The organism is Rhodococcus sp. SJ-3 (assembly GCF_051918125.1).
In the GTDB taxonomy this organism is placed as follows: domain Bacteria; phylum Actinomycetota; class Actinomycetes; order Mycobacteriales; family Mycobacteriaceae; genus Rhodococcus.
This window is the reverse complement of the sequence record NZ_CM123306.1, coordinates 4,349,940-4,364,213: the sequence shown is the minus strand read 5'-3', so window position 1 is coordinate 4,364,213 and position 14,274 is coordinate 4,349,940. Positions and strand designations below refer to the sequence as shown.

Below are 14,274 nucleotides of genomic sequence, written 5' to 3'. Positions count from 1 at the left end.
GGCGCGAAGGAGGGACGACCGATGGGCAATGGGGGGTCCCGCGGGTTGTTCCGTTACCTGGTCGCCGACGAATCCGACGACTACGTCGCGATCATGACCTACTTCACAGACGTTCTATTCGCCGACGCGACTGCCGCCGACATCGCCGCCGCCCTCACCGCGGGTGGACATCGCATCGACCGGGACGTCGTGGATGTCCGGTGCCGGCAACTCGTCGCGTGGGGCAACCTCGGTGAAGGAGGCCGTGACACCCGCGGCGGATCGATCGGCGACTACGTCCGCGCCACCGCCCGATATCGTCCGACAGTGCTCGGCGGCCGCATACACCGCGAGGCCACCGCGCTGCTGTCGTCCCACGAAGGCGCCCGCGAAGTCACCCGAGAATCCCTCGCGCGCATCTGCGACGCACTCACGCACATCGGCGCAGCGACCCACACCGGATTCGCCATCGATCCGAACACCCTCGCGGGACACGTCACCGGAGTGTTCGTTCACCACAGAGCATTCACCGACAGCGTTGCCGACTTCTACAACTACCTGGCGGAGATCTCGGGTCGACCGGATCTCTCCGACGACGACTACACCGAGCTCAAGCTCCTGCTACTCGACTACATCGACGTCATCACCTCCGATCTGAGCCGCTACGCGACCCAGGTCTGCGCGGCGGTGCAGCGCCTGCTCCCACACATCGACGACCTGCTCGCGGCGCTCCCCGATCCGGGGCTCCCCAGCGGCACCGTCTCCCGTTCCCCCGGGCGCACGCGAGACGAATGGGAACAGCTCGTGTCCTGGTACGACGAGGAAGCAGGCCCGCGTGAGCTGCGCGACGCCGCGACCACGGCACTGAACCGGCTGCTCACTCATACCCGGACCCGCACCTCCGACGCTCCCGGGTTCTCCCACCGAGCCGATCTTCTACGCCTGGCCTCGTGGTTCTCGGAGTCCTCGGACGAGCAGGCCCACCGGCTCCATGCCGCCACATTCGGAGCCTATCCGAGCCGGCACCTGCTGCTGGGCCCGGAAGAACCGGACCCGCGGATCGGAGCCGGAACATCTTGGTGGAGCGCCGATCCGGTGTCGGTGCCGGTGTCGCTGCGCGAACGTGGCGACCGCTCGCCGCGTGGCCGAAACGCCCGGATTCCCGACCCGGCCGCCGATCGAACCCTCATCGCAGCGCTGGCCGAACAGGAATCGGGCGAACTCGCCGACGCCGTCGCCGAACTACGCGCATCGGGCGACCTGCACGGCGAGCGGATCTCCACGACCGCGCGCGACGTACTCCTCGACCGGCTCGCGGCACTTCTCGCACGACACCAGGAACTCGACGGCGTGTACCGCATCGACGACCACGACCTCGGCCTCACCCTGACCGCCGAACCCGGTCGCGACACCACAGTGCACTGCCCGGACGGCGATCTCACCGTGCACGGGTTGATCCTTCGCACCTCGTCGCCACTGCTGGCGCCCGCCGATTCCGGTCACACGATCGGGGCGTGGTGAACACCGGTACCGCAGTACAGGATGCTGCAGGCCGGCGCGACGGCGCCCGCGCCTTGCTGCAGCGGCCGATCCTCACGGCCGTCCACGACCCCGACATCTTCGATCTGGTCCGCCGCCATGCAACAGCACTGCGCGCCATGTTCGCCGATCAACTGGGCTACACGCTGATCGTGGAGACGGAGTTCGCACGGCTGGTGAAGACACCGCTCGATCCCGCGGCGCCCCTGCGACCGCTCCCTCGCGCGACCGGCGGGGAGTTCGGCGCGGTCGGATACACCTATCTCGCATTGACCGCCGCCGCACTGCTCGCACCTGGTCAAGGCGACCACATTCCTATGGCGGTACTGGTCGGGCAGGTCCGAGCCGACGCCGCCGCGCAGAACATCGAGATCGCCGACGGGTTGTCGGAGCGGCGACATCTGGTGGCCGCGCTGCAGGCGTTGATGGAATGGGGTGTTGTCGGGGAAGCCGATCTCGGCGACGCCCGAAACGAGGACGAGGTGGTCCTCACCGTCTGCCGGTCACTGCTGCGGCACCTCACCGCCTTCGCCTTACACGACCTTCCCGGTCCGTCGGCAGCGATCACCGCACGACCCGAGACACCGCGGTGCCGTCTGTATCGCAGACTCGTCGAAGACCCGTTCACAGCGCGCGACGATCTCGATCCTGAAACTCTCGACGTGTTGATCCGCGAACGAGCCGAGATCGCACGTCGTCTGGACGAGGATTTCGGTCTGGTCCTCGAGGTACGCACGGAAGGCGCGCTCGCCTACGACCCGGACGGCAACCTCACCGACCTTCCCTTCCCCGGTCCGGGGACCGTGAATCAGGCTGCGCTTCTATTGATTTCGGAATTGTCCGACGTAGTCGATCCCGTACCCGGCAGCGCGGTGCGCATCGACACGACCACCCTGGACAACACCTTGACCGGGCTCGTAGCCACCCACGCCCGGAGCTGGCGCGGCGAGTACGTCCGCGATGTCACCGCACTGCGCCGCGATGTCACGGCGTTGCTGGTGCGACTCGGTCTCGCGCGTGCCCTCGACGACGGAATTCTCCTCGCTGCCCCCGCTGCCCGGTATCGCCCGACCATCGCCGAAAGCCCCCGACCATGACCCATTCGTCCGACGCGCCCGTACTCGATGCCGCCACCTCCTCACCGCACCCGCACCGGTGGAAACTCTCCCGCGCGGGCATCGTCAACGTCTGGCACTACCTCGATACCGAGTTCACCCTCAGCGACGGGCGCATGATCCTGCGCGGCACCAACGGTTCCGGGAAATCACGTGCCCTCGAGATGTTGCTGCCGTTCCTGCTCGACGCCGACCGCAAACGCATGGATGCCACCGGCGCGGGCAAGGTCGATCTCGACGAACTGATGCGGATCGGAGCGGGCGGCCAGAACAACCGCATCGGATATTTGTGGCTCGAATTGTCGCGTCCTGACGGTGTTCTCACGATCGGCGCATACGTGCGCTACAGCGCGACCGCGCATCGGAGCGAGGTGCACTTCTTCACCTCCGATACCCGGGTGGGCACCGATCTCCCGCTGGTCGACGAGCATCGGGTGCCGCTCTCGCGCGACGACCTCGCTGCCCGCATCGGTCCGGACCGGATCACGCGCAGCCCCGAGGAACACCGCGACACCGTCCGCACGCTGGTGTTCGGTCTGGACGGTGACTCCGGGCGCGATCGGTACACGGGCCTGCTGCAGCTACTGCACACCCTGCGGTCACCCGATGTCGGCAACCGAATCGACGAAGGCCGTCTGCCTCAGATCCTGTCCGACGCGCTCCCCCCGCTCAACGAGAACATGCTCGCCTCGGCGGGTGATCGTCTCGATCTGCTCGGCGAGAGTCGTGCAGCCCAAACTCGGCTGGAATCCTCGCTCACCCGAGTCCGCCAGTTCCACGCCGTCTATCGTCGTTACGCGGCCGACCTGCTGCGGGCAAGTGCGGATGTCGCCGCACAGACCGCCGACCGGGTCGCCCGGACGCGTGCCGAACTCGACGAGGCCGAAGCCGAGGTCGCGGATCTCGACGCTCAGGTCGCCGCAGCCGACACTCGCCTGAGCGAACGACGTGACCAGCTCGCCGAACTCGATCGCGCCATCCGAGGCCTCGAATCCCATGCGCTGTTCCGCCACGCCGATGATCTGGCTCAGCGGACGCTCGCCGTCGACGCACTCGGCCGCGCCGCCGACCTGGCCATGCATCACGCTGAGCAGGCCAGAGACCGCGAGTCCCTGGAAGCCGCGCGCGCAGATACGCATCTGGCCGATCTGGACGTCACGGTCGCCGGGGCGTCCGAGATGCTCGCGGCCGCGAAGCTCCGCCTCACCACCGCGGCCGTAACGGCAGACACCCTCCCGGAGCGGATCCGCCTCGACATCCGACGACTCCAAGACCATTCCGAACCGGTCCGCACGCGGCGCGAAGCCGTCGCAGAGACCATCGTCAGACCCACGGTCGCGCAGGTGCGGCTTCTTCCGGAGGGCTGCGAAGATGCCCGCGTCGCCGCCGATCACGCGGCGGCAGCCGCGCGGCGCAGGCGCGACCAAGCATCGAGACGACTGGTCGAGGCCCGTCGCCTCGAACTCGCCGAACGTGGGGTGCGGGACGCCGAAGCCGAGGCCGAGCGCGCCGCACACGATGCCGAACGCGAGATCCTCGAACGCGATGCCGCTGCTCGCGCGCTGGACGACGCCACTCTCGACCTCGAGCACCGATGGCGTGCATGGTTCACGTCCGAGCGCACCACTACGCTGCTGCCGCACCTCGACCAGCACGGTGCGGCGTTGATGCAGCGCCTCGTGGACGCCGTCGAATCACTCTCCGGCGACGACCCCGACCCGGCGGCTACCGACGCGGTCCTCACCGAACTCGTGGCACTCACCCGAACCGCAACACCCGGCGACCTCGGTATCACCACCGGGACAGGCACGGCCGAGTCCGGCAGCACAGCCGAGTCCCACACCGCAACAGAGAGCGTGTTGCGGTCGGCTCTGCTGGAGGAACGACAGCGTCTCGACCCCGGCTCCGAGGGCCCTGCGATGGCACCGTGGCGGAGTCTCCAGAGCGGAGTTCCGCTCTGGAGGGCCGTCGATTTCGTCGATACCCTCGGCGATGACGATCGGGCGGGTATCGAATCCGGACTGCTGGCGGCAGGGTTACTGACTGCCACCGTGGACGGTGAAGGTCGGCTACGTGCGTCGTCAGGGCAGATCCTCGTCTCGCCACGCGGCGAACCTCCGCTCCGGCCGCTATCAACAGTCCTGCAGCCCGACCCGACTTCCGAGGCGCCGGTTGAGGCGGTCGCCTCGGTTCTCTCCGCGATCGGGTTCGAGGATGCCTCGGCGTTCGCATCCGTCTCACGCGACGGCCGCTGGCACAACGGCGTACTGCGCGGACGGCACACCGCGGAGGCTCCCGGATTCATCGGTGAGGCCGCCCGGAGCAGAAACGAGGCCGCGCGCCGGACCCGGCTCGACGAGATCGACGGTGAACTGGTCCGATTGGACCTCGTCGAGCAGAGACAGTCGGTCGACAACCGTGTCGCGCCGAGACCACGCGACGAACTCGATGCTCATCTTTCCTCTGCACCCACCGCGCATGCTCTGCACCGGGCATACGCACGGTCTCGCGCACACGCCGAGCACGCACTCCGCCGTACGGAGGCCGCCGCCCGGGCCCGGGATCGGGCGGGTGCACTGCGCTCCCGGTGGGCGGCCGATCTCGAATCCCACCGGAGCGCCTGCGCCCATTTCGCGTTGCCGATCGGTGTCGCCGACCTCGACGCAGTCGTCGTGGCCTGTGCCGAGGCGGACACCGCGTGCACAACCCTGGCCCGCGGCATCGGCGACGTCCTGGCCGACTACGCAAGATTCGGCGGTTCCGCACGCGCAGTCACCGAGTCGGCAGAACTGCGCGCGCGAGCCGAGCACGAGGCCGAATCCCGATGGCACGAGTGGCACGAGCGGGCAGCGGTGATCGCCGCGCAGACTCAGGCGGTCGACATCGCGGTCGCCGACCTCGCGGAGGAATTGCGAAGTTCGGAGACGGAGCGAGCCCGGACCGACGAGAAGTGCCGCCGCACCCTTGCTCACCGCGAGCAGCTGGGCAAGGCTGTGGCAGCGGCGATGCAACAGGCCTCGGCAGCGCGGGAGCGACTCACCCGTCACCGCGAGGAACTGGAGGTGGCTGCGGGCACACTCGGGGCTCAGCTCGCCATCCCCGCCCTCTCCGCAGCAGCCGATGTCGTAGGTGGTCCGATCGCGCATCTCGACGCGCACCATGTCCGTGAGGCTGCCGATGCCTTGCTGACAGCACTGCCACGCGCCACGGACACGGGCGAGAACCGGATCCTCGCTGCGCTGCAGCGATTCGATCGGGAGATCTCCGAAGAAATCGACATCGAGCACACCGTGGAATCGGGCGCCCATGTGGTGCGCCTGTCCGGCACGGGTCCCGACACCACCCCGACGGGGGTACTCGCCCACCTCACCGCCCGAGTCGAAGAGGGTAGGGCCGCGCTGTCCCAGCGTGAACACGATGTGTTCACCGGCTTCGTGCTCGGAGGCGTTGCCGATGAGCTCCGCAGGCGGATCACGCAGGCCGAGAATTTGATTGCGGCGATGAACGAGAGCCTCGCCGACAGCAGGACCAGCCACGGCATCGGTGTCCGCATCGGGTGGCATCCGGTCCGTGAAGACGCCGACGCGGCGCGGATCACCGAACTCCTCACCGGCAGCGCCCGGTCGATCGAGGACAGTGACGATCTGATCGAGTTGCTTCGTCACCGCGTGGAGGTCTCGCACGGCACCGACCCGTCGGCCGGATACGCGGCGCATCTGTCGCGAGCACTGGACTACCGGGCGTGGCACACCATCGACGTCACCATCATCGGCCCGGAGCCCGATCAAGAGCGGCGTATTTCGAAGCGGGCGAAGATCTCCCAGGGCGAAACTCGATTCGTGTCGTACGTTGCATTGTTCGCCGCCGCAGACGGCTATCTCTCGGGACTGCCCGACACCGACCTCGCGCTGCGGATGGTGCTGCTCGACGACGCGTTCGCCAAGATCGACGAGCCGACGATCGGTGAGCTCATGGGCCTGCTGGTGCGCCAGGACATCGATTTCGTCATGACCGGGCACGCGTTGTGGGGATGTGTGCCGCAGGTACCGGCACTCGACATCTACGAAGTCCGTCGCCTCGGCGACAGTTCTGCCGTCACGACCCGTGTGCACTGGGACGGGCGCAGCAGACACGTGCGCGGGGGCGACTGACTAGGCTCGCGACGTGAGTTTCCGCCGCCTCCGCCACTCGGTCCGCGCACTTCTCGTCGACCCGGACGATCGACTTCTGCTGTGCCGTGCGCGCACGCCCGACGGGCACACCGTGTGGATCGCCCCCGGGGGTGGCATCGAGACCGGGGAGACCCCGCTCGAGGCCTTGGCGCGCGAACTCGTGGAGGAGGTCGGATTCGAGCTCTCCACCGAACCATCACACGTATGGCATTCGACGATCATCTCGCCCGATCACGTTCCCGGTTTCGACGGCATCATCAACGACTACTTCCTGATCCGCACCGCCCCGTTCGTCCCGAGCCCCACTCTGACTGCAGACGAACTCGCGCTGGAGAACCTCACCGCGTTCCGCTGGTGGGCGCGTTCCGAGATCGCCGGATACACAGGTCCGGATCTGCTCGCACCGCGTTCGCTCGCCAGTGACTATCCGCGTCTGCTCGACAGCCCGGCACCGAATCTGCCCATCGATCTGTCCCCTCCTCGGTAGACCGCGGCCGCTATTCTCTGTGACACACACCACACAGAGGAGTCCGCATGCCCGCGTCGCACTCGTCCACGCTCGTCGGCCGCCTGGAACATTGGGCCCAGACCATCCCCGACTCTCCCGCGGTCCAGTATCTGGGCCGGGCGCACAGTTGGCGCGAGTGGTACGACCGGATACGGCATCTTGCGGGGGCACTCGCCGCGGCCGGGATCGGCGCAGGCGACACCGTCGCGTTCGTCGACAAGAACAACCTCGCCTGCGTCGAGGTGACCTACGCGGCGTCGGCGCTGGGCGCGGCCAACGCGATCCCCAATTTCCGCTTGGCCGGAGACGAGCTGACTTACATCCTCCGCGACTCGAACGCGAAGATTCTGTTCGTCGGAGCAGAGTTCGCCGAGATGATCGCGTCGATCCGAGACCGGCTCGGTACGGTGACGCAGGTGATCGTCGTCGGTGGCGACGGTGACGAGTTCGAGTCGTTTCTCGGATCCGGCGACCCGGTACGGCCCCTGCCGGACGTCGAGCCCGATACGACGGCGCTCCTGCTGTACAGCTCCGGAACCACCGGACGCCCGAAGGGAGTTCAGCTGACCCACCACAACCTCACCGCGCACGCGGAGGCCATGCTGTCGATACTCCCTTTCCACGACCAGGACTGCCTGCTCGTGGCGATGCCACTGTTCCACGTCGGAGGTACCTGCTACGCGATCATCGGAATCCACGACGGCCGACGGTGCATCTTCACCCGCGAAGCGGACGCACAGTCGCTGTTCGGCGGGATTGCGGCAGGCGCGAATGTCGCATTTCTCGTGCCTCCCGTGATCTCTGGCGTCCTCGCGGCAGGTGAACAGGCAATCGCCGCACTGTCTCGACTGAAGCGCATCACCTACGGCGCAGCTCCGATGCCGCTGCCTTTGTTGCGCGCGGCTCTGGCCGCATGGCCTGATTCCGAATTCGTGCAGGTGTACGGGATGACCGAACTCGCCGGGGTCATCACCGCACTGATGCCGGAAGTCCACCGCGACCCCTCGCAGGAGCGGCGGATGGCGTCGGCGGGAACCCCGATACCGGGCATCGAGATGCGTATCGTCGATCCGGTCGGAGAGGCCGACCTTCCGGTGGGTTGCGTCGGCGAGTTGTGGTGGAGGTCGGCGCAGACGACACCGGGGTATCTGGGTCGGCCGGACGCGACCGCCGAGGCGATCGTCGAGGGCGGTTGGCTGCGCAGCGGCGACATGGGCCGCGTCGACGAAGGCGGGTTCGTGTTCATCGAGGACAGGCTCAAGGACATGATCATCACAGGCGGCGAGAACGTCTATTGCCCGGAGGTCGAGCGCGTACTGATCGAGCATCCGGCGGTCGCGGAGGTCGCGGTGATCGGAGTGCCCGACGAGAAGTGGGGTGAAGCGGTCAAGGCCGTGGTGGTCCTCACCCCCGACGGGTCGGTCGGCGAGGACGAACTGATCGAGTACGCACGCACAGAAATCGCAAAGTTCAAGTGCCCGAGCAGCATAGACATCGTCGGTCACCTCCCCCGCAATCCCACGGGGAAGATCCTCAAACGGGCGCTACGCGAGCCCTACTGGGACGGACACGAACGAAGCATCTGAGACCGGGGCGGGGGCCGGGGCGACCGGCCCCGACCTCGGCCTCAGGGTCTATCCGCTCTACGGGTTTGTCAGCCGACCCGACGCAGCAATGCGGCGAGGGCCTGGCCACCGCCGATGCACATCGTGACGATGCCCAGTTCGAGGTCGCGGCGGACCAGGTCCTTGGCGGCACGGACGGTCAGGATTGCGCCGGTGGCGCCGACCGGGTGGCCGAGCGCGATTGCTCCGCCGTACGGATTGGTCTTGGCGGGGTCGAGCTTCGCGTCGCGGATCACGGCGATCGCCTGCGAGGCGAAGGCCTCGTTCAGTTCGATCGTGTCGATGTCGGACGGAGTCGTGCCGGTCTGCTCGAACAGCTTCGCAAGCGCGTGTGTGGGGGCGTAGCCCATCAGGGACGGATCCATCGCTGCGACGGCGACCGAATCGATCACCACGGAGCCTGTGAGGCCACGTTCCTGCGCTACCGACTGTTTTGCCAGCACCACGGCGGCGGCACCGTCGTTGATGCCCGACGCGTTGCCTGCGGTCACCGTGCCATCCTTGATGAACGCCGACCGCAACTTACCGAGCCCTTCGAGGGTGGTCTCCGGCTTGGGATGCTCGTCGGTGGTCACGGTGACCGGCTTGCGTCCACCGACCTCGACAGGGGTGATCTCTTCGGCGAAGGCGGCCTTGGCCGCGGCACTGTCTGCGCGTCGCTGCGATTCGAGGGCGAACTCGTCCTGTTGCTCGCGGGTGACGTTGTATTCGCGGGCTACGTTCTCGGCCGTGACACCCATGTGCTTGCCGCTGAACGGGTCGGTGAGCATACCGGTGGTGCCGTCGACGAGCTCGCGGTTGCCGAGCTTGTAACCGCTGCGGGCGCCGAAATCGTAGAACGGCATCCGCGACATGTTCTCGTCGCCACCTGCGACGGTGATGTCGGCGCCGCCCCAGTGCATCTGCTGTGCAGCCGACCAGATGGCCTGCAGTCCGGAACCGCACAGGCGGTTGACGGTGAATGCGGGGGTCGAGATCGGCAGGTCCGCCGCGAGGGCGACTCGGCGCGCGTTGTATGCGTCGCCACCGACCTGCCCGATGCAGCCCATGACCACTTCGTCGATGTCGCTGCCTGCCACACCGGAACGCTCGAGCGCTGCTCGGACGGCAACCGCGCCGAGTTCGTGGGCGGGGACATCTTTGAACGCGCCGCCGAAGCTTCCCACTGGGGTACGTGCGCCGTCGACGATGACGATCGGGTCCGGAGTGGTCATATCTGAAATCCAATCTGGTCGAACACTCTCGTGTTGGGCTGCCGTGCTGCACACCCCGAACGCAGGCTACGGCACTCGGTGCCGCAGACTCCATTACGCAATCTACTCTCAACCCCGACTATATGGAAGTGTCGCTCTCGATTCCAGAGAATCCCACTTTCATTCGCCGGGCCGGTCAGGGACGCGAAGGTCGGCTCGCCGGAACCTCTCGACCGCCCGCGGGGTACCGAGTTCGCTCCGCGCGGCAGGGTGACACGTGTAGAACTCGAGCATCCTGTGAAGCAGCACCGCGTCGACCGCGTAGCGCCGCGAGTCGATCTCTATGCGCGGCGTCTCCGGGAACCTGTCCAGCCGGAACAGCGCACTGGTGCGGCGACGCGCCCACGCCGCGGTCGTCGTTCCCTCGACCCACGTTTCCGGGTATCCGAAATCCAGTGCCTGTACGCCGGCCACCGACATCCACGGCAGATACGACTCGAACGACCATCCGCGCTGACGAATGCCGTCGGCGCTGAGCACGAGCGCCCCCACCGCCAGGCGACCGAGCGCCACCTCGATCACGAAGGCCACGCACGGCACGCCCAGCAACGCCAGGACCAGACTCACCCAAGGGATGCCGTTGTTGAACAGGAACACCTCGACGGCGGCCCCCACGGCGAGCGCTGCCGCGCAGCCCACCATCGAAACGAGAGCAACGAAGACCGACATCCGTGAGCGCACTTCGGTCCCCGCGCCGAGACCACCCCGGCGTAGAGTCCGCACCCCCGGGGCACCGCGCCTCGGCCACCAGAGCACACATCCGAAGGCCGCAGTGAGCAGCATCAGCGCGGAAAGGATCAGGAAGAATCTGGACTCGGGCCCGAAGCCGGAGCCCGCGGACGACAGTCCACCGACGAAGGCGAGGACACTGACCACGGCTGCCACCACGATCGAGATCGCGGCCCGGACATTCCACCGCGGCCGCCCCCACTCACCCGGACGCACCAGGCCGTTCGCGTACTCCTGACGTTCCCCCGAGCCCTGCCCGTTCCGAAGAATCGGCCGTTGCATAGGTACTCCCTTCCGGAGCACCGGAGGCCCCGACGCCTCCGGTGAATGCCGGTCGCGGCCCGACGCTACCGCACCCGACCCCACCGACGAGTACCCCGTCAGGTGCTCAGCACAAAGTCTTTGCACACGCCAGTGTGACGATTACCATACTCACCGGTCAGATGGCGTATTTATCCTGTTCACAGTGCCTTTGAGGGGGGTTGATTCGGTCGTGGCTGCAGAGCCGGAGAATTTTCATGTACGGATGAGTAACACCCTCGCCGACGAACACGACACAATCTGTGACGATTCAGACGAGACCGGAGGAATCTGCATGACCATCCAGCTTGATTCGCCTGGCATCGAGCGCGCCGAAGCAGCATCGTCGGCCAACGATACGGACCTGGGGAGCCTTTTCGACCAGATCCGCGACCTCGACGCCCATATCCTCGAGGCGGTCAAGCGGCGCTCCGAATTGTCCCAGCAGATCGGCGCCGCAGCGAGAGAATCGGGCGAGACCCGCGAAGCACAGTCCAACGAGATGAGCGTGCTCGACCGGTTCGCCGAACTCGGCAACGACGGCAAGACCCTCGCCATGACCCTGCTTCGCCTGGGACGTACGCGCCGGTCCTGACCACACTCTCCCGAGCGAGGCCCCCGCACCGATGGTGCGGGGGCCTCGTGCGTAGATGCGCGTCCCATCGGCCGACCACGACTATCCGACGACCGCCCGAGACTCGTCCAGTTCGAACTCGGCGAGCGCCCGGCCGGCCAGCGCCGCAACACGCGCGGGGGGAAGTCCGTCATATGCGCTCAGCACTATCGTGACCTGCTCGAGCGGGGACAGCGCTCCGAACAGCACCGTGTCGTCGACACCGAGATCCGGATGAGGCGGACCGCAGTGAGGCCGCTTCGCCTGCAGCAGATACCCGAACCAGTACAGGACGTAGGCGCACAATTCGGGCCCCACAGGCTCACGCCATGTCGCCGCGGCACGAGCGACCGCCCGATCGAGCAGTGCGGTGTCCACGTCATGACTGCCTGCCAGGAGTCGTGCGCAAGGCGCAAGATCCGGAAGCCGGGCCTCGAGGACACTGCGCAGTGGCGGTTCGGCACCACGACGACTGGGCGGCGAGTTCCCGTCCGGAACGCCGCCGTGGCCGAACCCGCCAACTCCGTCACCTGCATTCGCCGACCAATACATAGCCGCGCTTCTTCCTGTGCCGTTGTACTGTGCGCCGCGATCGATCACATGTTTCGAGCTGCGATTCGTCGCCCACTTCGACTATCGTCCGAAACGTGTCGAACGTCACACACCGTCGGAATCGGCGTGTCGCGGTGCACGGCACGCGGTGCCGATCAGCGCAGGATGGTCTTGATCTCCAGGAACTCCTCCAGCCCGAAGACGCCGGCCTCACGGCCGATGCCCGACTGCTTGTACCCGCCGAACGGAGCGTCGGTGTTGAACGCGCCGCCGTTGATGTAGACCTGGCCTGTGCGGATGCGGCGTGCAACGGACTCGGCGCGCGCAGGGTCTCCCGACCACACACCACCCGACAGTCCGTACTCACTGTTGTTGGCGATGCGCACAGCGTCGTCGTCGTCCTTGTAACCCATGATCGACAACACCGGTCCGAAGATTTCTTCCTTGGCGATGGTCATGTCCTCGGTGACATTGCTGAAGACCGTGGGACCGACGAAGTAGCCCGTGGAGAAGCCGTGCTCGCGCCCGTCGAGGGTCAGTTCGGCGCCCTCTGCCACACCCTTGTCGATGTAGGACAGCACCCGTTTCTGTTGCGTACCGCTCACGAGCGGTCCGAGCTTCGAATCGGGCTCGGACGGGATCCCGACGGTGTAGGCCTTCGCCACCTCGGCGGCGATCGCGGCAGCCTCGGGCAGTCGATCAGCGGGCACGAGCATCCGAGTGAGCGCCGTGCAGGTCTGTCCGGAGTTGAGGAAGCACTTGCCTACGCCCTCGGTGACAGCGGCGGCGAGGTCGGCATCGTCGAGAATGAGGTTCGCCGATTTACCGCCGAGTTCGAGCGCCACCTTCTTCACGGTCTCGGCGGCAACCACCGCGACCCGCTTACCCGCGCGCGTCGACCCGGTGAACGACACCATGTCGACGTCGGGATGCGCGGCGATGGCCTCTCCCACGACAGGGCCGTAGCCGCTGACGACGTTGAATACGCCCGGGGGCAAGCCCGCTTCGTCGACGATGTCCGCAAGCGCGTAGGTGATCAGCGGCGCCACTTCGGTGGGCTTGAGGACCACAGTGCATCCGGCTGCCAGCGCCGCGAATACCTTGAGGACCACCTGATGTAGCGGGTAGTTCCATGGGGTGATCGCACCGACGACCCCGATCGGTTCACGCACCACGAGGGCGTTGCCGATCTCCTGGTCGTCGAAATCGTAGGTGCCTGCCAATGCGGCATATGCGGCGATGTTCTTGAGCGGCATGCCGATCTGCACCGGCTTCGCCAGACTCAGCGGCATCCCCATATCCTGAGACACGGTCGCGGTCAGTGCATCGACACGCTCGTTGGCGAGGGACGAGATCTTCTCCAGGTAGGCCGCGCGCGCAGTCCCGCTCAACGACGACCATGCCGGGAATGCCCCGCGGGCAGCTGCCACCGCACGGTCGACGTCGGAGGCCACTCCTTCCGCAACCTTCGCGATGACCTCTTCGGTGGTGGGATCGACGACCTCGATGTGTCCGGCGCCGTCGGATTCGACCCATTGCCCACCGATGTAGATCTTGGTCCGGTCGAGAACTCCACTCATCTGCAACACCCCTGCTCTTCTTCGATACCTGCACGTACGGATCGGACGACGATCGCAGCGTATCCGACCTCTGTGACCTGCGGCACTCACGTGGATGCCACCCTGCCTGTGACGCACGACGCGGACCCACGGCCGTAACCTGTGCGCTACACTCGACAACGCTGCTCGCGCGCTCCACCGTCGCAACGCTCGGCGCATTCGGACAAAGACGTCTGTTTCCTGATCTTTGGTCACCGTCGCAGGCACCGGTCTACCCTTGGCGCTTTCCGTGCGTATACACACGCGCCCTCCGCCGCCGCCGTCGGTCGA

The 14,274-nt window shown here is 66.8% G+C and carries 10 protein-coding genes; 6 read left to right on the top strand and 4 right to left on the bottom strand.

Annotated features, from left to right (window positions below; all coding sequences use genetic code 11):
- The first annotated feature begins 21 nt into the window (after positions 1-21).
- From ACTDXD_RS20310 to ACTDXD_RS20290, 5 genes are read left to right on the top strand one after another with little or no spacing between them, the layout of a single operon-like run.
- Positions 22-1,500: a DUF2397 domain-containing protein gene (locus tag ACTDXD_RS20310; protein WP_440124060.1), complete on the top strand. Its 1,479-nt coding sequence runs from the start codon at positions 22-24 to the stop codon at positions 1,498-1,500.
- Entirely contained in the window at positions 1,494-2,615 is a 1,122-nt protein-coding gene (locus ACTDXD_RS20305; RefSeq protein ID WP_440124059.1) for a TIGR02678 family protein, read from the top strand. The genes ACTDXD_RS20310 and ACTDXD_RS20305 overlap by 7 nt, the downstream gene beginning before the upstream one ends.
- On the top strand, positions 2,612-6,784 hold the full coding sequence (locus tag ACTDXD_RS20300) for a TIGR02680 family protein (protein WP_440124058.1): 4,173 nt from the start codon (positions 2,612-2,614) through the stop codon (positions 6,782-6,784). Before ACTDXD_RS20305 ends, ACTDXD_RS20300 begins: the two co-directional genes overlap by 4 nt.
- 13 nt (positions 6,785-6,797) lie before the next feature.
- A complete protein-coding gene (locus ACTDXD_RS20295) occupies positions 6,798-7,292 on the top strand; it encodes an NUDIX domain-containing protein (protein ID WP_440124057.1) in 495 nt (164 codons plus the stop codon).
- Between the two features lie 47 nt (positions 7,293-7,339).
- The gene (locus ACTDXD_RS20290; protein WP_440124056.1) at positions 7,340-8,899 is read left to right on the top strand and encodes a long-chain-fatty-acid--CoA ligase; all 1,560 of its coding nucleotides are present in this window, start codon (positions 7,340-7,342) and stop codon (positions 8,897-8,899) included.
- Positions 8,900-8,967: 68 nt separating this feature from the next.
- Here the strand turns inward: ACTDXD_RS20290 and ACTDXD_RS20285 are convergent, their stop codons facing one another.
- Together ACTDXD_RS20285 and ACTDXD_RS20280 are read right to left on the bottom strand one after the other, a co-directional pair.
- Positions 8,968-10,152 (bottom strand): thiolase family protein, encoded by a 1,185-nt coding sequence (locus tag ACTDXD_RS20285; protein ID WP_440124055.1) that lies wholly within the window; start codon positions 10,150-10,152, stop codon positions 8,968-8,970.
- A 159-nt stretch (positions 10,153-10,311) separates the two neighbouring features.
- Positions 10,312-11,202 carry a hypothetical protein gene (locus tag ACTDXD_RS20280; RefSeq protein ID WP_440124054.1) on the bottom strand — a complete coding sequence of 297 codons (891 nt, stop codon included), beginning with the start codon at positions 11,200-11,202 and terminating at the stop codon, positions 10,312-10,314.
- A 313-nt stretch (positions 11,203-11,515) separates the two neighbouring features.
- On the opposite strand from ACTDXD_RS20280, the gene ACTDXD_RS20275 reads away from it, so the two are divergent.
- Positions 11,516-11,815, top strand: a complete 300-nt coding sequence (locus ACTDXD_RS20275; RefSeq protein WP_440124053.1) for a chorismate mutase — start codon at positions 11,516-11,518, stop codon at positions 11,813-11,815.
- 81 nt (positions 11,816-11,896) lie between these two features.
- Here ACTDXD_RS20275 and ACTDXD_RS20270 read toward each other — a convergent pair whose 3' ends face one another.
- Positions 11,897-12,211, bottom strand: coding sequence for a hypothetical protein (locus ACTDXD_RS20270; protein ID WP_440124052.1), 315 nt, complete (start codon positions 12,209-12,211; stop codon positions 11,897-11,899).
- A 329-nt stretch (positions 12,212-12,540) separates the two neighbouring features.
- Positions 12,541-13,965, bottom strand: coding sequence for an aldehyde dehydrogenase family protein (locus ACTDXD_RS20265; RefSeq protein ID WP_440124051.1), 1,425 nt, complete (start codon positions 13,963-13,965; stop codon positions 12,541-12,543).
- Positions 13,966-14,274 lie beyond the last annotated feature (309 nt).